This is a genomic window from Streptomyces sp. NPDC013157, from assembly GCF_042899865.1.
In the GTDB taxonomy this organism is placed as follows: Bacteria; Actinomycetota; Actinomycetes; order Streptomycetales; family Streptomycetaceae; genus Streptomyces.
The window spans coordinates 37,567-61,151 of the sequence record NZ_JBIBAK010000026.1; the positions used below are offsets into that span (position 1 = coordinate 37,567).

25 protein-coding genes are annotated in these 23,585 nt (G+C 70.2%); 14 read left to right on the forward strand and 11 right to left on the reverse strand.

The window, feature by feature from the left end; genetic code table 11:
• Positions 1 to 247: 247 nt before the first annotated feature.
• The 4 genes from ACFY6U_RS47885 to ACFY6U_RS47900 all read left to right on the forward strand — a co-directional run bounded on the left by ACFY6U_RS47885 (position 248) and on the right by ACFY6U_RS47900 (position 5,046).
• A complete protein-coding gene (locus tag ACFY6U_RS47885) occupies positions 248 to 1,534 on the forward strand; it encodes an extracellular solute-binding protein (RefSeq protein ID WP_390048829.1) in 1,287 nt (428 codons plus the stop codon).
• A gap of 198 nt (positions 1,535 to 1,732) precedes the next feature.
• Entirely contained in the window at positions 1,733 to 2,707 is a 975-nt protein-coding gene (locus ACFY6U_RS47890) for a carbohydrate ABC transporter permease (protein WP_390048831.1), read from the forward strand.
• Complete coding sequence (locus tag ACFY6U_RS47895; RefSeq protein WP_351489561.1) at positions 2,704 to 3,546, forward strand: carbohydrate ABC transporter permease; 843 nt, start codon at positions 2,704 to 2,706, stop codon at positions 3,544 to 3,546. Before ACFY6U_RS47890 ends, ACFY6U_RS47895 begins: the two co-directional genes overlap by 4 nt.
• A 9-nt stretch (positions 3,547 to 3,555) precedes the next feature.
• Positions 3,556 to 5,046: a glycoside hydrolase family 3 protein gene (locus ACFY6U_RS47900; RefSeq protein ID WP_390048834.1), complete on the forward strand. Its 1,491-nt coding sequence runs from the start codon at positions 3,556 to 3,558 to the stop codon at positions 5,044 to 5,046.
• 100 nt (positions 5,047 to 5,146) lie between these two features.
• Here the strand turns inward: ACFY6U_RS47900 and nagB are convergent, their stop codons facing one another.
• On the reverse strand, positions 5,147 to 5,932 hold the full coding sequence (gene nagB / locus ACFY6U_RS47905) for a glucosamine-6-phosphate deaminase (protein ID WP_390048836.1): 786 nt from the start codon (positions 5,930 to 5,932) through the stop codon (positions 5,147 to 5,149).
• A 641-nt stretch (positions 5,933 to 6,573) separates the two neighbouring features.
• Here nagB and ACFY6U_RS47910 point away from each other — a divergent pair.
• Positions 6,574 to 8,040 (forward strand): sensor histidine kinase, encoded by a 1,467-nt coding sequence (locus ACFY6U_RS47910; RefSeq protein WP_390048965.1) that lies wholly within the window; start codon positions 6,574 to 6,576, stop codon positions 8,038 to 8,040.
• A gap of 204 nt (positions 8,041 to 8,244) precedes the next feature.
• Here ACFY6U_RS47910 and ACFY6U_RS47915 read toward each other — a convergent pair whose 3' ends face one another.
• Together ACFY6U_RS47915 and ACFY6U_RS47920 are read right to left on the reverse strand one after the other, a co-directional pair.
• Positions 8,245 to 8,502 carry a WhiB family transcriptional regulator gene (locus tag ACFY6U_RS47915; RefSeq protein ID WP_010353616.1) on the reverse strand — a complete coding sequence of 86 codons (258 nt, stop codon included), beginning with the start codon at positions 8,500 to 8,502 and terminating at the stop codon, positions 8,245 to 8,247.
• Positions 8,503 to 8,822: 320 nt separating this feature from the next.
• On the reverse strand, positions 8,823 to 9,791 hold the full coding sequence (locus ACFY6U_RS47920; protein WP_390048838.1) for a diacylglycerol/lipid kinase family protein: 969 nt from the start codon (positions 9,789 to 9,791) through the stop codon (positions 8,823 to 8,825).
• Between the two features lie 116 nt (positions 9,792 to 9,907).
• Between ACFY6U_RS47920 and ACFY6U_RS47925 the strand changes: the two genes are divergently transcribed.
• A complete protein-coding gene (locus tag ACFY6U_RS47925) occupies positions 9,908 to 10,348 on the forward strand; it encodes a hypothetical protein (RefSeq protein ID WP_390048840.1) in 441 nt (146 codons plus the stop codon).
• Between the two features lie 58 nt (positions 10,349 to 10,406).
• Here ACFY6U_RS47925 and ACFY6U_RS47930 read toward each other — a convergent pair whose 3' ends face one another.
• The 3 genes from ACFY6U_RS47930 to ACFY6U_RS47940 all read right to left on the reverse strand — a co-directional run bounded on the left by ACFY6U_RS47930 (position 10,407) and on the right by ACFY6U_RS47940 (position 12,444).
• Positions 10,407 to 11,480 (reverse strand): RNA polymerase sigma factor SigF, encoded by a 1,074-nt coding sequence (locus ACFY6U_RS47930; protein WP_390048842.1) that lies wholly within the window; start codon positions 11,478 to 11,480, stop codon positions 10,407 to 10,409.
• Positions 11,481 to 11,497: 17 nt separating this feature from the next.
• Entirely contained in the window at positions 11,498 to 11,911 is a 414-nt protein-coding gene (locus ACFY6U_RS47935) for an anti-sigma regulatory factor (protein ID WP_004925829.1), read from the reverse strand.
• Positions 11,912 to 12,183: 272 nt separating this feature from the next.
• Positions 12,184 to 12,444, reverse strand: coding sequence for a UBP-type zinc finger domain-containing protein (locus ACFY6U_RS47940; protein WP_351502256.1), 261 nt, complete (start codon positions 12,442 to 12,444; stop codon positions 12,184 to 12,186).
• Positions 12,445 to 12,505: 61 nt separating this feature from the next.
• On the opposite strand from ACFY6U_RS47940, the gene ACFY6U_RS47945 reads away from it, so the two are divergent.
• Complete coding sequence (locus ACFY6U_RS47945; protein WP_390048844.1) at positions 12,506 to 14,101, forward strand: Na+/H+ antiporter; 1,596 nt, start codon at positions 12,506 to 12,508, stop codon at positions 14,099 to 14,101.
• A gap of 55 nt (positions 14,102 to 14,156) precedes the next feature.
• Here the strand turns inward: ACFY6U_RS47945 and ACFY6U_RS47950 are convergent, their stop codons facing one another.
• Together ACFY6U_RS47950 and ACFY6U_RS47955 are read right to left on the reverse strand one after the other, a co-directional pair.
• Complete coding sequence (locus ACFY6U_RS47950; RefSeq protein ID WP_390048845.1) at positions 14,157 to 15,038, reverse strand: 1-aminocyclopropane-1-carboxylate deaminase/D-cysteine desulfhydrase; 882 nt, start codon at positions 15,036 to 15,038, stop codon at positions 14,157 to 14,159.
• Between the two features lie 33 nt (positions 15,039 to 15,071).
• Complete coding sequence (locus ACFY6U_RS47955) at positions 15,072 to 15,662, reverse strand: N-acetylmuramoyl-L-alanine amidase (RefSeq protein WP_390048847.1); 591 nt, start codon at positions 15,660 to 15,662, stop codon at positions 15,072 to 15,074.
• Between the two features lie 300 nt (positions 15,663 to 15,962).
• Between ACFY6U_RS47955 and ACFY6U_RS47960 the strand changes: the two genes are divergently transcribed.
• The 4 genes from ACFY6U_RS47960 to ACFY6U_RS47975 all read left to right on the forward strand — a co-directional run bounded on the left by ACFY6U_RS47960 (position 15,963) and on the right by ACFY6U_RS47975 (position 19,349).
• Positions 15,963 to 17,369, forward strand: coding sequence for a family 2B encapsulin nanocompartment shell protein (locus tag ACFY6U_RS47960; protein WP_390048849.1), 1,407 nt, complete (start codon positions 15,963 to 15,965; stop codon positions 17,367 to 17,369).
• Between the two features lie 113 nt (positions 17,370 to 17,482).
• The gene (locus tag ACFY6U_RS47965) at positions 17,483 to 18,583 is read left to right on the forward strand and encodes a family 2 encapsulin nanocompartment cargo protein polyprenyl transferase (protein ID WP_390048851.1); all 1,101 of its coding nucleotides are present in this window, start codon (positions 17,483 to 17,485) and stop codon (positions 18,581 to 18,583) included.
• A 199-nt stretch (positions 18,584 to 18,782) separates the two neighbouring features.
• Entirely contained in the window at positions 18,783 to 18,992 is a 210-nt protein-coding gene (locus ACFY6U_RS47970) for a hypothetical protein (protein WP_390048853.1), read from the forward strand.
• Positions 18,993 to 19,001: 9 nt separating this feature from the next.
• Complete coding sequence (locus tag ACFY6U_RS47975; RefSeq protein ID WP_390048855.1) at positions 19,002 to 19,349, forward strand: DUF952 domain-containing protein; 348 nt, start codon at positions 19,002 to 19,004, stop codon at positions 19,347 to 19,349.
• Between the two features lie 23 nt (positions 19,350 to 19,372).
• Here ACFY6U_RS47975 and ACFY6U_RS47980 read toward each other — a convergent pair whose 3' ends face one another.
• The 3 genes from ACFY6U_RS47980 to ACFY6U_RS47990 form a co-directional block, all read right to left on the reverse strand.
• The gene (locus ACFY6U_RS47980) at positions 19,373 to 20,113 is read right to left on the reverse strand and encodes a VOC family protein (protein WP_390048856.1); all 741 of its coding nucleotides are present in this window, start codon (positions 20,111 to 20,113) and stop codon (positions 19,373 to 19,375) included.
• A 26-nt stretch (positions 20,114 to 20,139) separates the two neighbouring features.
• A complete protein-coding gene (locus ACFY6U_RS47985; protein WP_390048967.1) occupies positions 20,140 to 20,550 on the reverse strand; it encodes a VOC family protein in 411 nt (136 codons plus the stop codon).
• Positions 20,551 to 20,615: 65 nt separating this feature from the next.
• Positions 20,616 to 20,969, reverse strand: a complete 354-nt coding sequence (locus ACFY6U_RS47990) for a helix-turn-helix transcriptional regulator (RefSeq protein WP_351500719.1) — start codon at positions 20,967 to 20,969, stop codon at positions 20,616 to 20,618.
• Positions 20,970 to 21,123: 154 nt separating this feature from the next.
• Here ACFY6U_RS47990 and ACFY6U_RS47995 point away from each other — a divergent pair, with 154 nt between their 5' ends.
• The 3 genes from ACFY6U_RS47995 to ppk2 are packed head-to-tail and all read left to right on the forward strand — an operon-like array spanning position 21,124 to position 23,476.
• Complete coding sequence (locus ACFY6U_RS47995) at positions 21,124 to 22,278, forward strand: anion permease (RefSeq protein WP_390048858.1); 1,155 nt, start codon at positions 21,124 to 21,126, stop codon at positions 22,276 to 22,278.
• A 25-nt stretch (positions 22,279 to 22,303) separates the two neighbouring features.
• Positions 22,304 to 22,534: a hypothetical protein gene (locus ACFY6U_RS48000; RefSeq protein WP_390048860.1), complete on the forward strand. Its 231-nt coding sequence runs from the start codon at positions 22,304 to 22,306 to the stop codon at positions 22,532 to 22,534.
• Positions 22,535 to 22,570: 36 nt separating this feature from the next.
• Positions 22,571 to 23,476: a polyphosphate kinase 2 gene (gene ppk2, locus ACFY6U_RS48005; RefSeq protein ID WP_390048862.1), complete on the forward strand. Its 906-nt coding sequence runs from the start codon at positions 22,571 to 22,573 to the stop codon at positions 23,474 to 23,476.
• Positions 23,477 to 23,585: the final 109 nt, after the last annotated feature.

The following is a 23,585-nucleotide window of genomic DNA, read 5'->3' on the forward strand; positions in this document are numbered from 1 at the left end:
TAGTCCACCGAGAGAGTGGTCTACCGGAATTGTCTCGTCCGCGCCCTGGGTTTTCGAGGGTTTCTTACTTAAAGGTTCCTGCATATGTAGGTCGCATAACGGCTGGTCGGAGCCTATTCGGCCACCCTTGACAGGCCTGGTGGTCTGGGCCAAGCTTCCCGCACTGGTCTACACCATTGGTCCAGGTCCCGGCCCAACGCTCGTGCGGGGAGGCAGGGGGGTTTGTGGCATCCCTGAGGAGGGTGGCGTGAAGCGCAAGCTGATAGCCGCGATTGGTATCGCGGGCATGGTCTTCTCGGTCGCGGCGTGTGGCAGTGACAACAAGGACGACAACAAGTCCCAGGGCTCGGACGCCAAGGCGCTGACCGTCTGGCTCACGGTGGACGCGCAGAACAACTGGCCCGACCTGGTCAAGGCCGCCGACGCCGCCGTGCAGAAGAAGCACCCCGGCATCAAGATCAAGCACGAGTACTACGGCTGGCCGGACAAGAACACCAAGCTGGACGCCGTCCTCGCCACGGACAAGGCCCCCGACGTGGTCGAGATGGGCAACACCGAGATGCTCGGCTACATGGTCAAGGGCGCCTTCGCCCCCGTCGACGCCTCCCAGTTCACCAGCTCCGACCAGTGGCTCGACGGCCTCAAGGCCTCCGTCACCTACCAGGGCAAGACCTACGGCGTGCCGTACTACGCCGGCGGCCGTGTCGCCAACTGGCGCAAGGACATCGCCGCCTCGGCCGGCATCAAGACCACGCCGAAGACCTACACCGAGCTGACCGCCGACCTGGACAAGATCCAGAAGAAGGAAGGCGACAAGTTCAGCGCCTGGTACCAGCCCACCCGTGACTGGTACGCGGCCATGTCCTTCGTCTACGACGCCGGTGGCTCGATCGCCGTGGAGAACGGCGGCAAGTGGCAGGGCAATCTTGAGTCGGCCGAGTCCGTCAAGGGCCTCACCGAGTTCAAGAACGTCATCGACAAGTACATGCACGGTGACAAGACCAAGGACGAGTCCGACCGCTACATCGTCTACGGCCAGGGCAAGTCGGCCATGATCTTCGGTGCCGCCTGGGAGGGCGCGACCGCGGCCGACCCGAAGAACGACAAGACCGGCGGCAAGCTGAAGAACAACCTCGTCAACTTCGTGATGCCCGGCCCGTCCGGCAAGAACATGCCGGTCTTCCTGGGCGGCTCCGACCTCGCCATCCCGGTGAAGTCCAAGGCGCAGACCGTCGCCGCCGAGTGGATCAACGCGTTCACCGGTCCCTCCGGTCAGAAGGGCCTGATGGCCAAGGGCAACCTGCCGAACAACAAGACCGACCTCGCCACGCTGAAGAACGACCCGGCGACCGCGGTGCCGGCCGAGGCGGCCGAGTCCAACTGGTTCGTGCCGATGGCGCCGGGCTGGGGCCAGGTCGAGAAGGCCCAGGTGCTCCAGACGATGCTGCAGAACATCGGCACCGGCAAGGAGAGCGTCGAGGCGGCGGCCAAGGAGGCCGACGCGGCGATCGACAAGGTCATCAACACCCCGTAACGGCCTGCGGCCGGGCCTGGCCGACGGGGGGTCAGGTCCGGCCGAGGGGGATGTCAGAAGGTGCCGCGACGGGTTGGTGGGTTGGTGCCGGTTCGTCGCGGCTGGTCGCGCAGTTCCCCGCGCCCCTCAAGGCGCGCGAAGCGCGCCCCGAGGGGCGCACGGCTGGCGGCCTCTCTCGATCTGTTTGAGGAGCGCACGATGAGTGCCGTTGATACGACCACACCCGCCAAGGTGCCGGCACCGCCACCGGACTCCCCGCAGAGACCACGTGCGAACCGGCGCTCGGGCGGGCCCGCCGTTCCCTGGCTGCTGCTCGCCCCCTGCCTGCTGATCCTGGCGCTAGTCCTCGGCTATCCCCTCTACCGGCTGGTCACCCTCTCCTTCCAGCAGTTCGGGCAGACCCAGCTGTGGGGGTTCAAGCCGGCCGAGTGGGTCGGGTTCGGGAACTTCTCCAAGGTCCTCGGCGACAGCGAGTTCTGGCAGGTCGTGCTGCGCACGATCGTCTTCGCGGCCGGCTGCGTCATCTTCACCATGGTCGTCGGCATGCTCGTCGCCCTGCTGCTGCAACGCGTCTCCGGCTGGGTGAAGACGCTGGTCAACATCGCGCTGGTGGCCAGCTGGGGCATGCCGGTCATCGTCGCCACCACGGTCTTCAAGTGGCTCTTCGACTCCGACTACGGCATCCTCAACGCCCTGCTCAGCAAGCTCCCCGGGGTCGAGATGGTCGGCCACAACTGGTTCGCCAGCGGGCCCGAGGGGCTCGCGGTGATCATGCTGCTGGTGGTCTGGGGAGCGGTCCCCTTCGTGGTCATCACGCTCAGCGCCGGACTCACCCAGGTCCCCAAGGAGCTGGAGGAGGCCGCCCGCCTCGACGGCGCCGGCCCCTGGGGCGTCTTCCGCTACGTCACGCTGCCCATCCTCAAGCCGGTCATCGTGATGCTCACGACCCTCTCGGTCATCTGGGACATGGGCGTCTTCCCGCAGGTCTTCGTGATGCGCGGCGGCCACCCCGAGGCCGAGTTCCAGCTGCTGACCACCTGGTCCTACGACCGCGCCTTCGTGGTCAACGACTACGGGCAGGGCTCCGCGATCGCCCTGCTCACCGTGCTCCTCCTGCTCGGCGTCGTCGCCGTGTACATGCGCCAGATGCTGAAGATCGGAGAGGTCGAATGAGCACCGCCGCCACCCCCGGCCACCGGAAGTCGAAGGCCGGCTGGAACCTCCTCGGCCTCCTCGTCTTCGTCATCGCGGGCTTCCCCGTCTACTGGATGCTGAACACGGCGTTCAAGCCGGCGAAGGACGCCATCGACCCGGACCCGAGCCTGCTGCCCACCGGCATCACCCTGTCCAACTTCAGCCGCGCGCTGGACATCGCCGACTTCTGGGGCCCGGTCGGCCGCAGCCTCATCGTGTCCCTCTCCGTCGTGGTGATCGGCATGGTCGTCGGACTGCTGGCCGCCCTGGCCATCTCCCGGTTCGCCTTCCGCGGCCGCAAGATCGTGATCGTCGGCATCCTCGCGGTCCAGATGATCCCGCTGGTCGCCATGATCATCCCGGTCTTCCTGCTCCTCAACGACCTGGACCAGTACGACAAGCTCAGCGGCCTGATCATCACCTACCTGACCTTCATCCTGCCGTTCACGGTGTGGACGCTGCGCGGCTTCATCGTCAACATCCCGAAGGAGCTGGAGGAGGCCGCCATGGTCGACGGCTGCTCCCGCACCGGCGCCTTCGTCCGGGTGGTCTTCCCGCTGCTCGCCCCCGGCCTGGTCGCCACCTCGGTCTACGGCTTCATCCAGGCCTGGAACGAGTACCTCTACGCCCTGATGCTGCTCAGCCAGGACCACCAGACGGCGACCGTCTGGCTGGCCAACTTCACCACGCAGCACGGCACCGAATACGCCCCGATGATGGCCGGCGCCACCATGCTCGCCGTGCCGATCGTCGTCCTGTTCCTCCTTGTCCAGCGCAAGATGGCCGCGGGTCTCACCGCGGGCGCCGTGAAGGGATAACCCCATCCGATGACGACATTCGCCAGCGGTACGGACACACTCACGCGCGACGCGCTGACGGTCCTCCAGCCGGGCTTCACCGGCACCACCGCCCCCGACTGGCTGCTGCGCCGGCTCGGCGAGGGCCTGGCCTCCGTGGGCGTGTTCGGCCGCAACATCATCTCGGCCGAGCAGCTCTCGGCCCTCACCGCCCAGCTGCGCGCCGAGCGGGACGACGTCCTGGTGGCGATCGACGAGGAGGGCGGTGACGTCACCCGCCTGGAGGTGCGCACCGGTTCCTCCTTCCCCGGCAACCACGCCCTCGGCGCCGTCGACGACCCGGAGCTGACCCGGCAGGTCGCCCTCGAACTGGGCCGCCGCCTCGCCGCCTGCGGGGTCAACTTCAGCTGGGCCCCGGTCGCCGACGTGAACTCCAACTCCGCCAACCCGGTCATCGGCGTCCGTTCCTTCGGCGCCGACCAGGACCTGGTCGCCCGGCACACGGCGGCCTACGTCACCGGCCTCCAGGCGGCCGGGGTGGCGGCCTGCACGAAGCACTTCCCGGGCCATGGCGACACCGCCGTCGACTCCCACCTGGCCATGCCCCGCATCGACGCGACCGCCGAGGTCCTGCACGCCCGCGAACTGGCGCCCTTCCGCGCCGCCATCGCCGCCGGCACCCGCGCCGTGATGAGCGCGCACATCCTGGTCCCCGCCCTGGACCGGACCCGGCCCGGCACGCTGTCCCACCGCGTGCTCACCGAGCTCCTGCGCGGCGAACTCGGCTACGACGGCCTGATCGTCACCGACGGCATCGAGATGCAGGCCATCGCCGGGACCTACGGCATCGAACACGGCACCGTCCTGGCGCTCGCCGCCGGCGCCGACGCGATCTGCGTGGGCGGGGGCCTCTCGGACGACGAGACGGTACGACGGCTGCGCGACGCCCTGGTCGCGGCGGTCCGATCCGGCGAGCTCCCCGAGGAGCGCCTGGCGGAGGCGGCGCAGCGGGTGCGGGCACTTTCGACCTGGACGGCCACGACCGAAGTGGCCCAGCCGGACCCGGTCCTCACCGACATCGGCCTCGTCGCCGCCCGCCGCGCGCTTCATGTGACGCGCGTCGACCCGTACACGCCCCCGGCCGAACCGCTCTTCGTCGCCTCCCTCACGCCCGAGACCAACATCGCCGTGGGCACGGAGACCCCGTGGGGTGTGTCCGCCGAACTGACCCGGCTCGTGCCCGGCACCGAGACCGGCAGCTTCGCGGGTGAGGACGCGGGCCGTGCGGCGATCGTGGCGGCGGGGGAGCGCCGTATCGTCGCGGTGGTCCGGGACGAACACCGTCACCCCTGGATGACCGCTGCCCTGGACGCCCTGCTCAAGGCCCGCCCCGACACGATCGTGGTGGAGATGGGCGTACCGCAGTCCGCGCCCCGCGGCGCCCTGTACATCGCGACGCACGGCGCGGCGAGGGTGTGCGGAGTGGCGGCAGCCGAGGTCATCGCGGGCGCGACGGCGTGATGCACCCCGCGCCCCGCGCCCCGAGGGGCGCGGGGAACTGCGCGAGCGACCCACCACCCACGGTCAGCCCGCATCGAACCGGACCCGGCAGACGGGACCGCTAAATCCCCTGCCAGTCCGGCTTGTTCACATAGGTGTACCGGAAGTAGTCCGCGAACTTCAGCTTGGACGCGGCGGCCTCGTCGATCACCACCGTGGCGTGCCGGTGCAACTGCAGCGCCGACGCCGGGCACACCGCCGCGATCGGCCCCTCCACCGTCGCCGCGACCGCGTCGGCCTTCCCCTCACCCGTGGCCAGCAGCACCAGATGCCGTGCCTCCAGGATCGTCCCGATCCCCTGGGTGATGACGTGGTGCGGCACCTGCGTGATGTCCCCGTCGAAGAACCGCGCGTTGTCGACCCGGGTCTGCTCGGTCAGCGTCTTGATCCGGGTCCGCGAGGCCAGCGAGGAACACGGTTCGTTGAACCCGATGTGCCCGTCGGTCCCGATCCCGAGCAGCTGCAGGTCCACGCCGCCCGCCGTCGCCAGCTCCGCGTCGTACGCCTCGCAGGCGGCCTGTACGTCCTCGGCCGCGCCGTCGGGGCCGAGGAACGCGTCCATCCCGATCCCGAGCGGCTCCAGCACCTCGCGTCGCAGCACCGACCGGTACGACTCCGGATGGTCGGCCGGCAGCCCCACGTACTCGTCGAGCTGGGCTATGCGCGCCCGCGAGGCGTCCACGGCACCGGCGCGGACCTTGGCGGTGAGCGCCTGGTAGATGGGGAGCGGGGTCGAGCCCGTGGCCACCCCGAGCAGCGCGGCCGGCTTGTGCCGGAGCAGCTGAGCCATGGCCTCGGCGATCAGCTCGCCGCCCGCGGCGGCGTCCGGAACGATGACAACTTCCACGCTGGGCCTGCCGTTCTCAAGAGGGCTGGAGGGTCTGGAAGGTCTATGTGGTTTAGACCAATCTGATGGGATCAATCTAACAGAACCGACCCCTGTCGCCGGAGGTCGGGTGCAGGGAAAGTGCAGAGAAAGGGGACAAGGGCGAGGTTACGTGAATACGTCAGATGGGGTGAATTGAGGAAAATTTCCGCAACAGTGGGCCGCGCCTCGCCGGGCCGCCGGAAATTGCCCCGGAGATCCGGCCCCACGGCCGCCCCCGGCGGGCTACGCTGCGATCGCATCAACTGTGAACAGTCTCCAACGCATGGACACACACCGTGGTCTAGTCCACAATTGCGTACGAGGGCTGAACGAGTACGGCGTCAGCCGTACGGCACAGCCACACTCTTCCGTCTTCCCCGCACAGGAAGGCGGACCGAGGAACCGGAGCTCTCTGCCCTGACTGCCCCGGCTCCTCACCACCGGCCGACCGGGACCGCACACCCCACGGCCGTTGCTGCTCCGGGCTGCGGTGCCGGGAGGGTTGAGGGTCCCTCTCAGGCGCCGCGGCCCGCGGGTGTCTCCGGGCCCGCCCGTCCCGCCGTACCCGCCGGTTTTCGGCCATCCACATACCGCCAGGTACGCTCACAGACGTGCCCTCCATGAACGAACTGGTCCGCCAGCACACCGCCCTCGACGACTCCGACCTCGAGTGGCTCCATCTGCTGGTCTCGGAGTGGCAGCTGCTCTCCGACCTCTCCTTCGCCGACCTGGTCCTGTGGGTCCCCACGCGGGACGGCACCCGGTACGTCTCGGTGGCGCAGATGCGCCCCAACACCGGCCCCACCTCCTACCAGGACGACATGGTCGGCCACCTGGTCCCGCGCGGTCGCCGGCCCATGCTGGACATCGCCCTGGACGAGGGCCGGATCGTCCGCGAGGGCGACCCGGAGTGGCGCGAGGAGGTCCCCGTTCGGGTCGAGTCCATCCCGGTGCGGCGCGAGGGCCGGGTCCTCGGGGTCATCGCCCGCAACACCAACCTGCTGACCGTGCGCACCCCGAGCCGCCTGGAGCTCACCTACCTCCAGAGCGCTTCCGACCTCGCGCAGATGATCGCTGCCGGATCGTTTCCCTTCCCGAACCAGCAGGTCGACATGGACGCCTCGCCGCGGGTCGGCGACGGCCTGATCCGGGTGGACGGCGACGGCATCGTCCAGTACGCCTCCCCGAACGCCCTCTCCGCCTACCACCGCCTCGGCCTCGCCGCCGACCTGCTCGGCCACCATCTCGGCCAGACCACGGCCGAACTCGCCCCGACCAAGGGCCCGGTGGACGAGGCGCTCGCCAAACTCGCCAGCGGCTGGGCGCCGCGCGAGTTCGAGATCGAGTCCGAGGACGGCGTCATCCAGTTCCGGGCGATCCCGCTCAAGCCCAAGGGCACCCGCATCGGGTCGCTGGTGCTGCTCCGCGACGTCACCGAACTGCGGCGCCGCGAGCGGGAGTTGATCACCAAGGACGCCACCATCCGGGAGATCCACCACCGGGTGAAGAACAATCTGCAGACGGTCGCCGCGCTGCTGCGCCTGCAGGCCCGGCGCATCGACTCGGAAAGCGGCCGGGAGGCCCTGGAGGAGGCCGTACGACGGGTCGGCTCGATCGCCATCGTGCATGAGACGCTGTCCCAGAACCTGGACGAGCGCGTCGAGTTCGACGAGATCGCGGACCGGGTGCTCGCGATGGTCGCCGAGATCTCGCCCGGGAAGGTCACCGGCCGGCGCACCGGCCGCTTCGGGATACTCGACGCCGAGGTCGCCACCCCGCTGTCGATGGTGCTCACCGAAGTCCTGCAGAACGCCCTCGAACACGGCTTCCGCGAGGGCGACACCGGCACCGTCGAGGTCACGGCGGTCCGCGGCGGTACCACCAAGGAGGCCCGGCTGCTCGTCACCGTCCAGGACGACGGCGTCGGCCTGCCCGAGGGCTTCGACCCGCACCGCTCCGGCAACCTCGGCCTGCAGATCGTACGGACGCTGGTGGAGGGCGAGTTGGGCGGCACGTTCGACATGGTGCCGGCGCCGGAGCGCGGGACCCGGGTGATCCTCGACGTGCCGGTGCGCCCGCAGAAGTAGGCCGCGCCGGCGGGGTGTTCGGGCGCGGCACGGGGTGTTCGGGCACAGCAAAGAGCCCCGGACCTGGTGGGTCCGGGGCTGCTCGCTCGTTGCTGCTCTTACTGCTAAGCGCATCGGGGGTACTGCGCGCTGCGGCTCGGGGGCGGGAGATGCGTACTCGCTGTACGCGCCGCCAAGCTCAGGCTGTCACCAGGGGTGGGACTGTCAGGCGGTGGCCTGACGGGCCCGGTTGCGGGCGGCACGGCGCTTCATCGCGCGACGCTCGTCCTCGCTGAGACCACCCCAGACGCCGGAGTCCTGACCGGACTCGAGCGCCCACTGCAGACACTGATCCATAACGGGGCAGCGCCGGCAGACGGCCTTGGCTTCCTCGATCTGCAGCAGCGCAGGACCAGTGTTGCCGATGGGGAAGAAGAGCTCGGGGTCTTCCTCGCGGCAAACGGCGTTGTGACGCCAGTCCATGGCTGCTACCTCTCCTTGGTATTACATGCACGTTGCTTGTGAATGTGAACGCTTTCACGAATCCCTCAACAAGTGAAGGGCCGACCGCCAGGTTCCCTGGCAGGGGTCCTGTGAGTTGAAGTGGGATTCCGGTGATCAGTGGACGCCGGTGTTGCGGGCTGTCCCGACCGCCACGTAGAGCCTCGCAAACCTCAGCGACGGATACAACCCCTTCCGGAAAGTTTTTTTTGATTCCTCGGTGTCGACTGGGTCACAGCCGTACTTCCATGGGGTGGATCCTGGCCTAAACGTTCGAGTGAAAGGACTTTAGCCCGTTCCGCTCACACAATCACACGCAGTGCACTGCGTACGCCTGTGAACGTCACGCTCGTACGCAGTCCTAGGTGGTCGCCGTCCATCTGGAGGGGGAGGGGCACCTTCGAATGCAAGGTGAACTGGTCCAGGTCGTGCAGTGAGACCGCATGCTTGCCGTGGGGGCCGCGCTCGGGGGACGAAGTGAGCAACTGTGTGCCATACCGGGCAGCGGCGGCGGTCGAGAGGCGGCTGAGACCGAGGACGTCGATGCCCTTATCGAACGAGGCCTTAGGTGACGTGTACATCGGGCGATTGCCGAGATACGTCCAGGGCGAGGTGTTGCAGACTATCGCCACGACAAGATCATTGATCGGGTCGGCGCCGGCCCGCTCCAGAGTGATCGTTCCGTGCCGGCGGTGCTGTTCACCGAGGAATTGCCTGACGACCTGACGAACGTACAGCGCGTGCGTGGATTTCTTACCGAGTTCGCGCTGCTGCTCGACCCGGCCGACCACACCCGCGTCGAAGCCGAGTCCCGCGTTGAAGGTGAACCAGCGGGCCGGGACCGCCTCGTCCTCGGTGCCGGGCGTGCCGGCGGTCAGGCCGAGGCCGACGAAGCGCTCGCGTTTCTCGCGCAGTGCGTCCAGCAGGTCGCCGGTGGCCTCGACCGGGTCGTTGGGCAGGCCGAGGGCGCGGGCGAAGACGTTGGTGGAGCCGCCGGGGACCACGGCGAGGCCGGGAAGCCGGTCCGGGTGAGGTCCATTGTGGAGCAGACCGTTGACCACCTCGTTGACCGTGCCGTCGCCGCCGAGTGCCACGACGAGGTCGATGTCGTCGCTCTCCGCCGCGAGCCGCGCGAGGTCACGGGCGTGGCCGCGGTACTCGGTGGTGACCGCCTCCAGCTTCACTTCGCTCGCGAGCGCGTGGATGAGGACATCGCGCCTACGTGCGCTTGTGGTGGTTGCCGCCGGATTGACCACGAGAAGTGCACGCATGGATTGCAGCGTACCTACTGGAAAGTACCGATCCCAGACCGAGTTAGGGATCCGGTAAGAGATAGGGGCGTGAGCCTCAACACTTACGTGTGTCAGCCGAGGGCTACCCTGCTGGGGTGAGTGAAGCACCTACGGCTGAGAAGACCGACGGAACCGCGTCGCCCCGTCCGCCGCGGCTGACGTACGCTGCCGCGCTGGTCGGGCTGGAAGGGCTCGCCCTGTTGGTCGGCGGGGTGTGGCTGGCCGTGCTCGGGTTCACCGGGGATCCGGACGACCGGGGCCAGGCGATCACCGGGGGTGTCACCGTGATCGTGCTGGCGCTGCTGCCGCTGATCGCCGCGCGGGGGCTGCTGCGGCGGAAGAGCTGGAGCCGGGGGCCGGCGGTGATCACGCAGATCATGGCGTTGCCGGTGGCGTACAACCTGCTGCAGGCCGACAGTGTGGCGATTCCGGTGGGAATTGTTCTCGCCGTGGTGGCTGTGGCCTCGCTGGTGCTGCTGGTGAACTCCGCTACCACCCAGGCCCTTGGGATCAAGGGGCCCGGGCGCAGTAGCTGATCTGCGGGGCGGTGGGGGCTGTCCGCGCAGTTCCTCCCCCAGCGCCCCTTCGGGGGCTTTACTCCTCGACGAGCAACTTCTCCCGCAGCTGGGCCAGAGTCCTCGCCAGCAGCCGTGAGACGTGCATCTGGCTGATGCCGACCTCCTGGGCGATCTGGGACTGGGTCATGTTGCCGAAGAAGCGGAGGAGAAGGATCCGCTTCTCGCGGGGCGGGAGGTCTTCCAGGAGGGGCTTGAGGGACTCGCGGTACTCGACGCCCTCCAGGGCCTCGTCCTCCGCGCCGAGGGTGTCGGCGACCGCGGGCGACTCGTCGTCGGTGTCGGGGACGTCCAGGGACAGCGTGGAGTAGGCGTTGGCCGACTCCAGGCCCTCCAGGACCTCCTCCTCCGAGATCGCGAGCTTCTCGGCCAGCTCGTGCACCGTGGGGGAGCGGCCGTGCTGCTGGGACAGCTCCGCCGTGGCGGTGGTGAGCGCGAGGCGCAGCTCCTGGAGGCGGCGCGGGACGCGGACGGCCCAGCCCTTGTCGCGGAAGTGGCGCTTGATCTCGCCGACCACGGTCGGGGTGGCGTACGTCGAGAACTCCACGCCCCGGTCCGGGTCGAACCGGTCGACCGACTTGATCAGGCCGATGGTGGCGACCTGGGTGAGGTCGTCCAGCGGCTCGCCGCGGTTGCGGAACCGGCGGGCGAGGTGCTCCACGAGCGGCAGATGCATCCGGACCAGCCGATTGCGCAGCTCCGCGTACTCGGCGCTGCCCTCCTTGAGCCCGCGCAGCTCGACGAACAGGGCGCGCGCGCCGCTGCGGTCCTGAGGCTCGTGCCGGGTCGCCTGCACTACCTCCGCGGCCAGCGCCTCGTCCTCGGCGTATCGCTCGTGCTCGCTCATCGTCCCGCCCGTCGCCCTTCCGCGAGCCTTCGCCCCGGCTCGGTGCGGGGCCGCGACCCCGTTCCGCCCTTCCTGGGGCGCGCTCTGCACGGCACCCTCCAGACCGGCCTGCGCGGAGGGGTCCTCCGGGTGCGGCCTGGCCTGTTCCGGGATGCCGTCGATGCCGTCAGCCATGCGGCGGGAGCCGGTCCCGGGGCCTTCGCCCCCGGCCGGCAGCTCCCGTGTGCCGCGCTCTTCGTCCCGCACCGGCCCGTCCCCGTTCCTCACGCCGGCCCGGGTCCCGCGCCGCGCTGTTTGTAGAGGCTGATCGACACGGTCTTGTCCTCGTCGACGGCCGACGAGACCTTGCCCGCCAGGGCCGAGAGCACGGTCCAGGCGAAAGTGTCGCGCGAGGGGGCGTGGCCGTCCGTGGTCGGAGCGGAGACCGTGACCTCCAGCGAGTCGTCGACGAGGCGGAAGACACAGCTGAGCACCGAGCCGGGAACGGCCTGCTGGAGCAGGATCGCGCAGGCCTCGTCGACCGCGATGCGCAGATCCTCGATCTCGTCCAGGGTGAAGTCCAAGCGGGCGGCGAGACCGGCCGTGGCCGTGCGCAGCACCGACAGGTAGGCACCCGCAGCCGGCAGCCGGACTTCCACGAAGTCCTGGGTCGCGGGCTCGCCTGCGATCTGGGACACCCTCACCTCCATGGTGGTACAAGCATTTCGGGGCCGAGGGTCGCCCCCCGGGGTAACGCACTACGTGGTTCAGCGGTGACGCTACCGCGCTCCGAACTTTTCTGTCCCCGGGACCCCAACCCCCTGGCGTCACTCACAGTAAACCTGTGGATACGCTCCGTGTCTAGAGGTCTGTCTTGCTCAATCGGGAAGAGCGCGCGCCGGGTTGACGTACCCCGACGTCGAGCCGTCGAACCGTCGCCGTTGTCGTCTTCAGCGGCTGTAGTGCAGTGTCACACGAGCACGTGGTCGACGAAGCACCAGCGCCAGTCCTCGCCGGGCTCGAACGTCCGCATTATCGGGTGACCGGACGATTCGTGGTGGCTCGTCGCATGTCTTCCGGGCGACGAGTCGCAGCAGGCGACATGGCCACAGGTCAGACAGAGCCGCAGCTGCACCGGGTGCCAGCCCTTGGCGAGACACTCCGGGCAGGTCTCGTTACGTGGCTCGGGTTCCGGGTGCGGCAGCGCGTCGCGGTGCGTGCACTGTTTCATGATTGCCAGATTACGACGGGCGTGCGGGTGGCCGCGCGGAAAAAGAGGGCGGGCGAAGACCATGGACGTGATGCCACTGCTGTTGCTGGTGGCGGGGAGCGCCGCGATCGCCGGTGCGGCCCGGCGCACTCCGGTGCCGGCGCCGCTGCTGCTGGTCGCGGTCGGCCTGGTGGTGTCGTACGTGCCCGGGGTCCCCGACTACACCCTCGACCCGGACATCGTGCTGCCGCTGGTGCTGCCCCCGCTGCTGTACAAGGAGGGCACCGAGAGCTCGTACCTCGACCTGCGGGCGAACATGCGGCCGGTGGCGCTGCTCTCGGTGGGGTACGTGCTCTTCGCGACGTTCGTCGTCGGCTGGGCCGCCTACGTGATCGTGCCGGGGCTGCCGTTGCCCGCGGCGCTCGCGCTGGGCGCGGTCGTGGCGCCCACGGACGCGGTCGCGGCCGCCGCGATCGCCCGCCGGGTGGGGCTGCCGTCCCGGCTCACCACCATCCTGCAGGGCGAGTCCCTGCTGAACGACGCCACGGCGATCACCGCCTACCGCGTGGCCGTCGCGGCCGCCATCGGGGAGGGTGCCTCCTGGGCCCACGGCATCGGGGAGTTCCTCCTGGCCGCGTTCGGCGGTGTGATCGTCGGCGTGGTGCTGATGGTGCCGATCCACTGGCTGCGCCTGCATCTGAAGGAGCCCCTGCTCCAGAACACGCTGTCGCTGCTGATCCCGTTCGTCGCGTACAGCGTCGCCGAGCAGTTCCACGCCTCCGGCGTGCTGGCGGTCGTCGTGGTCGCCCTCTACCTCGGCCACCGTGCCTGGGAGGTCGACTTCGCCACCCGCCTCCAGGAGGAGGCCGTATGGCGCATGGTGGCCTTCCTGCTGGAGTCGGCGGTCTTCGCGCTGATCGGACTGCAGCTGCCGGTCGTCCTCAAGGGCCTCGGCGCGTACGAGGGCATCGACGCCGCCTGGTACGCGTTCGCCCTCTTCCTGGTCGTGGTGGCGGCCCGGTTCGCGTGGATATACCCGGCGGCGTTCCTGCCGCGGCTGCTCTCCCGGCGGATCCGGGAGCGGGAGGACAACCCCACCTGGAGAAGTCCGGCGGTCACCGCCTGGGCGGCCATGCGGGGCGTGGTCTCGCTGGCCATCGCCTTCTCGATCCCGCTCACCGTGCACGGCGGCGCCCCCTTCCCGCAGCGCAACCTGATCCTGTTCCTGACCTTCACGACGGTCATCGGCACCCTCGTGGTGCAGGGCCTGAGTCTGGCCCCGCTGATCCGACTGATGAAGTTCCCCGCCCGCGACGCCCAGGCCGAGACCCTCGCCGAGGCGAACGCCCAGGCCCAGGCCTCCCGCGCGGCCGAGGCCCGCCTCGAAGAACTCCTCTCCGACGACCGCAACCAACTCCCGCCACCGCTGGCCGACCGCCTCCGCACGGTCCTGGAGCGCCGCCGCAACGCCGTCTGGGAACGCCTGGGCCAGACCAACCCGGTCACCGGCGAGTCGGTCGACGACACCTACCGCCGCCTCTCCCGCGAGATGATCAGCGCCGAGCGCGCGGTCTTCGTCCGGCTCCGAGACCACCGCTACATCGACGACGAGATGCTGCGCACCCTGCTGCGTCGGCTGGACCTGGAGGAGGCGGCGGCGTACCGGGAGGCCGAGTGACATCCGGAACGCGGTCCGCGGACCGGCTCGATCAGGACGTCGGCACCGCCGCCTGTCAGGCTGTCAGCACCGCCGCCACGGCCACGTCCCGCCCCAGGCCGCCCTCCCGCGCCAGCTCGACAAGTCCGTACAGCAACTTGGCGACATACAGCCGCTCCACCCGCACCCCGTGCCGTTCCTCGAAGTCCTCCGCGAAGGCGTCGAGTTCCGGTGTCGTACGCCCGTACCCGCCGAAGTGGAACCGCTCGTCGAGCGACCACCGGCCGCGCCGCCCCCCGAACGCCTCCGCCTGCAACCGCACCGTCTCGCCCTCCAGGAACCCGCCCCTCAGTGCCGGTACCCCCAACGCCCGCTGGCCGGTCCCCAGTCCGGCGGCCAGCCCGGCCAGCGTGCCCCCGGTCCCGCAGGCGATCGCCACCACGTCGGCCCGCCCCCGCAGCTCCGCGCCGAGCGCCCGGCAGCCGCGTACCGCGGCCGCGTTGCTGCCGCCCTCCGGCACCACGTACGCGTCCTCGGCCCCCGCCGCCCGCAGCAGACCGGCCAGCACCTCCGGCTCGGCCTTGCGGCGGTACGTCGACCTGTCGACGAAGTGCAGCCGCATCCCGTCGGCCGCACACCGCGCCAGCGACGGATTGAGCGGCCGGGTGGCCAGCTCCTCGCCCCGCACCACGCCCACCGACGGAAAGCCGAGGAGACGGCCCGCGGCGGCCGTAGCGCGCAGGTGGTTGGAGTAGGCCCCGCCGAAGGTGAGGACGGGCCGGCCGGCCGCCGCCTCGATGTTCGGGACCAGCTTGCGCCACTTGTTGCCGATCAGCTCCGGGTGGATCAGGTCGTCCCGCTTGAGGAGGAGACGGACGCCGTGCCGGGCGAAGCGGTCGTCGGTAACCTCCTGCAGCGGGGAGGGGAGCCGGGGGGCGAGTATGTCGGCGCTGGTCACGTCGTCATTGTCGCCCGGGGTACCGGTGCGGGCTCACCTCAGCCGCTCCCCGACGCGCTCGCGCAGCCAGGACATCGGGAAACCGCGCGGGTCCACCTTTCCCGGCTGCCACTCCAGGTGCCCGATCACCGACCGCTCCGACCAGCCGTGCCGCCGGCACACCGCCGCGGCCACCTTCTCGATCGCCTCCAGCTGGGCCTCGGGCCAGGGGTCCTCGCCGTCGCCCAGGTTCTCGCACTCGAAGCCGTAGAAGTGCCGGTTGCCGTCGGTGTTCGCCTCGTTGTCCGGGGGCAGCCCCTTCTCGGCGATCACCGCGCGCAGCACGTCGTCGTCGCCCGGCCCCGCGTGGTTGGCGCGGCCGTAGCCGACGAGATGGACCGTGCCGTCCTTGGTGATGACGCCGTGGCACAGCGGGCCGGGGAGGTCGGGGTGGCCGTCGCGGCAGATCCGGACCGTGGGTTCGGTGCCCTGGGTCACCGTGTGGTGGATCATCACGCCGTGCACGGGGCCCCAGGGGCCCTTGTGGTTCCGGTTGTGGTCTCTCCAGTCGCCGGCCTCGACGACCGTGACGCCCTCGTCCCGCAACGCGTCGAGGAAGGCGTCCGCGGACATGGGTGGGGCCATGACCGCCTCCTTCGCATCTGAACCAACCGGATCTTCCAGGTCTTCCGGGCTTTCTACCGAAGTCGGGCTTACCGGGCCACCCCTGTTCGGGCTTGTTCGGATCTCGTGCGAGTCAATCCGGACAAGTCGCCATATCGAGGAGTGGTAGAAGAGGAGATATGTCGGCATGCCCAGTAGTGCGATGATCTATTCCCGCTCTTTCGGGTAATGGTCCCGGCACGCTCCGTGATGACAGGGTGGCCCGTGAGACCGATGCGTGGGCAGTTCGGCGCCCGCGCAGGTATGGGAGGGCATTTCCTTATGTCGGTAGGCGAAGAGGTCCGCACGGATCAGGGCAAGCCGCAGCAGTCTCTGGACACAGCGGCAGCGCGGAACCTGGCCACCACGACCAAGTCCGCGCCCCAGATGCAGGAGATCAGCTCCCGCTGGCTGCTGCGGACGCTGCCCTGGGTCGATGTCCAGGGCGGCACGTACCGGGTGAACCGGCGGCTCACCTACACGGTCGGCGACGGCCGTATCACCTTCCTGAAGACCGGCGACCGTGTCGAGGTCATCCCCGCGGAGCTGGGCGAGCTGCCCGTCCTGCGGTCGTACGAGGACGAGGAGGTGCTGGCCGAGCTGGCCCAGCGCTGCCGCCAGCGCGACTTCGCCCCGGGCGAGGTCATCGCCTCGTTCGGCAACGGGACGGACGAGGTCCACCTGCTGGCCCACGGCCGCGTCGAGAAGATCGGCACCGGCCCCTACGGCGACGACGCGGTCCTCGGTGTCCTCGCCGACGGCGCCTACTTCGGCGAGCAGGGTCTGATCGACCCGGACGCCATCTGGGAGTACACCGCCCGCGCGGACACGGCCTGCACCGTGCTGACCCTGTCCCGGCAGGACTTCGAGCAGGTCGCCGAGCGGGCCGACTCACTGCGCGAGCACCTTCAGCAGCTGCGCGCGATCCCCGAGCAGCGCACCAACAAGTACGGCGAGAAGGAGGTCGCCCTCGCGGCCGGCCACAGCGGCGAGCCCGACATCCCGCACACCTTCGTCGACTACGAGGCCCGGCCGCGTGAGTACGAGCTGAGCATCGCCCAGACCGTGCTGCGCATCCACACCCGCGTGGCCGACCTCTACAACCAGCCGATGAACCAGACCGAGCACCAGTTGCGGCTCACCGTCGAGGCGTTGAAGGAGCGCCAGGAGCACGAGCTCATCAACAACCGGGAGTTCGGCCTGCTCAGCAACTGCCAGTACGACCAGCGGCTGCAGCCGCACGACGGCGTGCCCAGCCCGGACGACATGGACGAGCTGCTCAGCCGCCGGCGGGGCACCAAGCTCTTCCTCGCCCACCCGCGCGCGATCGCCGCCTTCGGCCGTGAGCTCAACAAGCGCGGACTGGTCCCGGAGACCGTCGAGATCGGCGGCAACCGCATCCCGACCTGGCGCGGGGTCCCGATCTACCCCTGCAACAAGATCCCGGTCACCGAGGCCCGGACCACCTCGATCATCGCCATGCGTACCGGCGAGGACAACCAGGGCGTCATCGGACTGCGGCAGGCCGGGATCCCCGACGAGATCGAGCCGAGCCTCTCGGTCCGCTTCATGGGCATCAACGAGCAGGCCGTCATCAGCTACCTGGTCACGGCCTACTACTCGGCCGCCGTGCTGGTCCCGGACGCCCTCGGTGTGCTGGAGAACGTCGAGATCGGCCGCTGGAGGTGACGTTTCCGCACTTGGTGGCCGTGTTCCCGCCCTCCGGGGCGGGTACATCCTCGGGGTACGTGCCGAGGCGGTGCGGAGACGCCACCGTACGCGCACTCCGCGAGGGGGAGGCCATGGCCGAGTTCGTGACGGAGCGGCAGCAGCGCGCCACGCAGCTGCCGCCGGGGGGGTCGGAGTCGGTCGACGGGGCAGAGGCCGCCGCCGTACTGGAGCGTGTCCGGGCGTCCGTCGACCCCGAACTGCGCACCGCCGTGGCGTCGTTGCCCGGTTCGATGCGGCGGATCGCGCGTTACCACTTCGGCTGGGAGCACGCGGACGGCACCCCGGCGGACGGCAACGCGGGGAAGGCCATCCGGCCCGCGCTGGTCCTCGCCGCCGCCGACGCGCTCGGCGGGCCGGCGGCCCGCGCGGCCGCCCTACGGGCCGCGGCCGCCGTGGAGCTGGTGCACAACTTCACCCTGCTGCACGACGACGTCATGGACCGGGACACCTCCCGCAGGCACCGGCCCACCGCGTGGACCGTGTTCGGCGACGCGGACGCGATCCTCGCCGGGGACGCCCTCCAGACGCTGGCCTTCCGGGTGCTCGCCGAGGACCCGCACCCGGCGTCCGCGGCGGCCGCCGCCCGGCTCGCGGACTGCGTCCTCGAACTGTGCGCGGGACAACACGCGGACACGGCCATGGAGGACCGGGCACCCGACGAGGTCACTCTCGACGAGGTGCTCGCCATGGCCGAGGCCAAGACCGGGGCGCTGCTCGGCTGCGCCTGCGCCCTGGGCGCGCTGTACGCGGGGGCGGGAGCCGCGGAGGTGGCGGCGCTCGACGGCTTCGGCCGCCAGGCCGGGCTGGCCTTCCAGCTGATCGACGACGTCATCGGGATATGGGGTGACCCCCGGCGCACCGGCAAGCCGGCCGGCGCGGACCTGGCGGCCCGCAAGAAGTCCCTGCCGGTCGTCGCGGCCCTCACCTCCGGCACCCCGGCCGCCGCCGACCTCGCCGCGCTGTACGCCGAACCCCATGAGCGGGCCGACGTCGACGAGATCGCGCGGACCGCGCTGGCCGTGGAGCGGGCGGGCGGCCGGGACTGGGCGCAGTCCGAGGCGGCCGACCGGATGGCCCGGGCGATGCAGGAGCTCGCCCGTGCCGTGCCCGGCCCGGAGGCGGCCGGCGGCCTGCTCGCGCTCGCCGAGTTCGTGACCCGGCGCAGCAGGTGAAGACCCCGGAGCCCCCGGGACCGCGCGGCTCCTGACCCCGCACGGCTCCCCGGGGGCTCCGGCCCGACGGGTCCCGCACATCCCCACGGTGTGCGGGGCTCGCCGATTCCCGCCGTGGCGTTTCCTGCTCGGCGACGGGCGACGGGCGACGGGCGACGGGCGACGGGCGCGGCTGCCGGGCCAGGCCTACGCTGGGGGCATGGACAGCCAGGAACAGGTCTGTCCCGTCTGCGGACAGCCCGTCGAGCGTGTGGTGGGGCGGCGCAAGACGCTGGGTGCCTGGGTTCCGGTCTGGGGCCCCGGCCCCTGCCGCAACCCCCACTGCGGCGAGCACACCGGGCCGCCCGGCCCGCAGGAGGCGTCACCACCCGGGCCCCCGCCGCCCGGGGCCGCCGGGCGGGGACCGTAGCGTGAGCGCATGACCGCACTCCCGAACATCCTGCACATCACCGAACGCTCTCTCTGGGAAGAGGCCCGCGCGCGCGGCCGCTACGAGCTGTCCACCCGCGGCCGCACCCTCCAGGAGGAGGGCTTCATCCACTGCTCCACCCGCGACCAACTCCCGCGCATCGCGGCCTTCCTGTACGGCTCCTACGACGGCCCGGACGAACTGGTGGTGCTGGTCGTGGATCCGGCCCGGGTCGGCGTCCCGGTGAAGTGGGAGGCCCCGGAGCCGGGCGGCGAGGAGTTCCCGCACGTGTACGGACCGATACCGGCCACGGCCGTGGTGGACGTGGAGCCCTGGGCCGGGCCCCCGGCCGCCTAGCCCCCACCCCTCAGCCCCAGCCTCTAGCCTCGGCCCGGTAGGCCGCCGGTCTCCGGGTCGCGGCCGGTGAGGCAGTAGACGCCGCCCGCAGGGTCGCGCATCACCGTCCAGTGGCGTCCGTCTGCCACGTGCACGGCGCCGAGTTCCTCGTGCCGGGCGCGGGTCGCAGGGATGTCCGCGCAGGCCAGGTCGAGGTGGGCGGCGGCGGGCTGTTCGTCGTCCAGCCGCTGGAGCAGGATCCGTACCGGCAGGCCGGCCGGCTGCCTGAGCACCCGGAACTCCGGCAACGCACCGGTCAGCAGCTCCCAGCCGGTCAGCTCCGCCCAGAACGCGGTCTCCGCCTCGTACGCGGACGGTGGGATGTCCAGGCTGACCTGGTCGAGCCGGCTGCCCGCCACGACCGGCGGCCGTACCGACTCCCCGTGCCAGGGCACGGCGCACCACGACTGCCCGGCCGGCGAGCGCAGGACGGCCCACCCGTCGTGCTCGGCGACCGGCTCGGCGCCGAGTTCCCTGGCCCGCTTCACGAGCCCCGGCACGTCCTCGACGCAGAGGTCCAGGTGGGCTCCGCCGGGGCCCGACTCGACGCCCTGGAGCTTGACGCAGGCGTCGACCCCCGAGCTCGGCAGCAGCGTCACGAACTCGTCGTTCCCGCCTCGGGGCGCGGAGAGGAAGGTGCCGGTGACAGCGGTCCAGAACGCCTGGGCGGTGGCGAGGTGCGCGGCGGGGCGGTCGGCGAAGGCGTACGTCCAGCGGATGCTCATAAGGTGATCGTAAGTGCGCTAATCGGTCACCGGCGCTCCGTGAAGCGCAGCAGGTTCCCCGCCGGGTCCCGGAACGCGCAGTCCCGCACGCCCCAGTGCTGGTCCATGGGCTCCTGGATCACATCACCGCCGTACTCCCGCACCCGCTCGTACAGGGCGTCGCAGTCGGTGGTGGAGAAGATCACCCCGCGCAGCATGCCCTTGGCGAGCAGTTCGGCCATGGCCTGCCGGTCGGCGGGGGAGGCGTCCGGGTTGGCGCCCGGCGGCTCCAGCACGATCTCCACGCCCGGCTGCTGCGGCGACCCGACGGTCACCCACCGCATCCCCTCGAACTCCACGTCGTTGTGGACCTCCAGGCCGAGAACGTCACGGTAGAAGGCCAGCGCCTTGTCGTGGTCGTCGACGGCGATGAAACACTGCGCGAGTTTTACATCCATCTTCACGTCCATGAGGTCAGGCTAGGAGGAAACGCTCGCAGGCGCGTGCGGTCGGACCGGCGAGGTCAGTACGGTCGGCGGCGCGGCCGGGTGAACGTACGGGCCACGCAGGACGGGATGACCGTGCTCTCCTCGTGGTCCCGCGCCCGGTACGAGCTCGGCGTCTCCCCGACCAGCTCGGTGAACCGCGAGCTGAAGGACCCCAGCGACGTACAGCCGACCGCCATGCACACCTCGGTCACAGTCAGGTCGCCCCGGCGCAGCAGCGCCTTGGCCCGCTCGACCCGCCGGGTCATGAGGTAGCTGTACGGCGTCTCCCCGAAGGCCTTGCGGAAACTGCGCTGGAAGTGACCGGGGGACATGAGGGCGGTACGGGCGAGTTCGGCCATGTCGAGCGGCTCGGCGTACTCGCGGTCCATGCGGTCGCGCGCCCGGCGCAGCCGCCTTAGGTCCTCCAGGAGGGTCACCCGTCCAGCATGGCATGCACATCGCACACACAGTGGGGCTTTGTTCTTGGACGTGAGTTTCCCTCCGGTTCTCGCGTAATTGGCCCGCGCTTGTTTGCATAAAGGAATGGACCACATCACGTTCCTCGTGGCGGTCGTGATCGTCACCGCTCTTGCGTTCGACTTCACCAACGGGTTTCACGACACGGCGAACGCGATGGCCACGTCCATCGCGACCGGCGCGCTCAAACCGAAGACAGCGGTTCTGATCAGCGGCGTACTGAACCTGGTCGGAGCCTTCCTCTCCACGGAGGTCGCCAAGACGATCTCCGGCGGCATCGTGAACGACGCCAAGGTGACCCCGGCGATGATCTTCGCCGGTCTGGTCGGGGCGATCCTGTGGAATCTGATGACGTGGCTGGTCGGGCTGCCGTCCAGTTCCTCGCACGCCCTGTTCGGCGGGCTGATCGGAGCCGTGCTGGTCGGCGCGGGCTCCGGCGCGGTCAACTTCGACAAAGTCGTCGAGAAGATCATCATCCCGGCGTTCGCCTCGCCGGTGGTGGCGGGCGTCGCCGCGCTGATCGCGACGTACTGCGCCTACAAGCTGACCGCCCGCGGCCGCGCGGACTCCGTGAGCAAGGGGTTCCGGCTCGGGCAGATCGGCTCGGCCTCGCTGGTCTCGCTCGCGCACGGCACCAACGACGCCCAGAAGACCATGGGCATCATCACCCTGACCCTGATCTCCGTCGGCGCCCTCCCGGCCGACGCCGGCCCGCCGGTCTGGGTCATCTTCACCGCCGGTCTCGCCATCGCCCTCGGCACCTACATCGGCGGCTGGCGGATCATCCGCACCATGGGCAAGGGCCTGACCGAGATCCAGTCCCCGCAGGGCTTCGCGGCGGAGACCGCCTCCACGGCCGTCATCCTCACCTCCGCCCACATGGGCTTCGCGCTGTCCACCACGCAGGTCGCCTCCGGTTCCATCCTCGGCGCGGGCGTCGGCCGACGGCTCGCCGAGGTCCGCTGGGGCGTCGCCGGCCGCATGGTGGCCGCCTGGGTGATCACGCTGCCCTGCGCCGCGCTGGTCGGCGGCATCTCCGCGTACGCGGTCAAGCACGGCGGCAACTTCGGCACGGTCGTGGTCGCGCTGGTCGGTGCCGCGCTCGCGGCCGGCATCGTCGTGCTGTCGCGCCGCAACCCGATCGACGCCAAGAACGTGAACGACGGCCACGAGGTCGCCATCCGCACCACGCCCCCGTCCCACGTCGGCACCGCCGCCTGAGTTCTGCCAGAGTGAGGGAGTTCCCATGAACATCGACTGGACCGCACTCGGCCAGGTCACCGCGGTGAGCATCGGAGTTACATTCGCAGTGGTGGTCGTCTTCGCCCTCGGCGTCCTCGGGCTCGCCCGCCACGAGGGAGCCAAGGAGCAGGGCGGCACCAGCGCCGTCGGTGTCGCGCAGGCAGGGCTGTGCTTCCTCGCCTGCGTGGCGGTGGTGGCGTACAGCATCTACCTGATCGTGCCGCAGTTCCACTGATCCACGGACACCCACCAAGCCGCTGAGGAGGACTGGATGACGACGCCGGACCTGCTGTCCGACCTGGCCGACCTGAAGGTCGACTACAGCGACCCGGACGACCCCGTACTCATCCGCCCGGACGGATCCCCGATCGACACCTGGCGGGAGAACTACCCGTACGCGCAGCGCATGGAGCGCAAGGAGTACGAGTGGCACAAGCGGCTCCAGCAGATCGAGCTGCTGAAGCTGCAGACCTGGATCAAGGAGACGGGACGCCGGATCGTCATCGTCTTCGAGGGCCGGGACGCGGCCGGCAAGGGCGGCACCATCAAGCGCTTCACGGAGCACCTGAACCCCCGTGGCGCGCGGGTGGTGGCCCTGGAGAAGCCCACGGAGCGCGAGAGCGGTCAGTGGTACTTCCAGCGCTACGTCGAGCACCTGCCGACCGCCGGCGAGATCGTGATGTTCGACCGTTCCTGGTACAACCGGGCCGGCGTCGAGCGGGTCATGGGCTTCTGCTCGGACGACCAGTACCGGCGCTTCATGCGCCAGGCCCCGCTGTTCGAGCGGATGCTGGTGGACGACGGGGTGGACCTGGTGAAGTTCTGGTTCTCGGTCTCGCAGAGCGAGCAGCGGACCCGCTTCACCATCCGCCAGGTCGACCCGGTACGGCAGTGGAAGCTCAGCCCGATGGATCTGGCCTCGCTGGATCTCTGGGACACCTACACGGCCGCGAAGGTCGCGATGTTCCGCGAGACGGACACCGAGTACGCCCCCTGGACCGTGGTGAAGAGCAACGACAAGAAGCGGGCCCGGGTCGAGGCCATGCGCAGCGTGCTGGCCCGCTTCGACTACGCCGACAAGGACGAGGAGGTCGTCGGCAGCCCGGACCCGCGGATCGTGGGTGCGGCGGCCGGCCTGCTGGAGGCGGGCGAGGACGACGACCACGGCGGGCAGTAGCGCCCGTCGCGTGCCAGGGGCCGGTCGGACCTCCGACCGGCCCTTCCGCGTGCCGCCCGCAACCCCCGTGCGGGCCCGCCGACTTGGCGGAAAACCGGCCCGTCGGAGC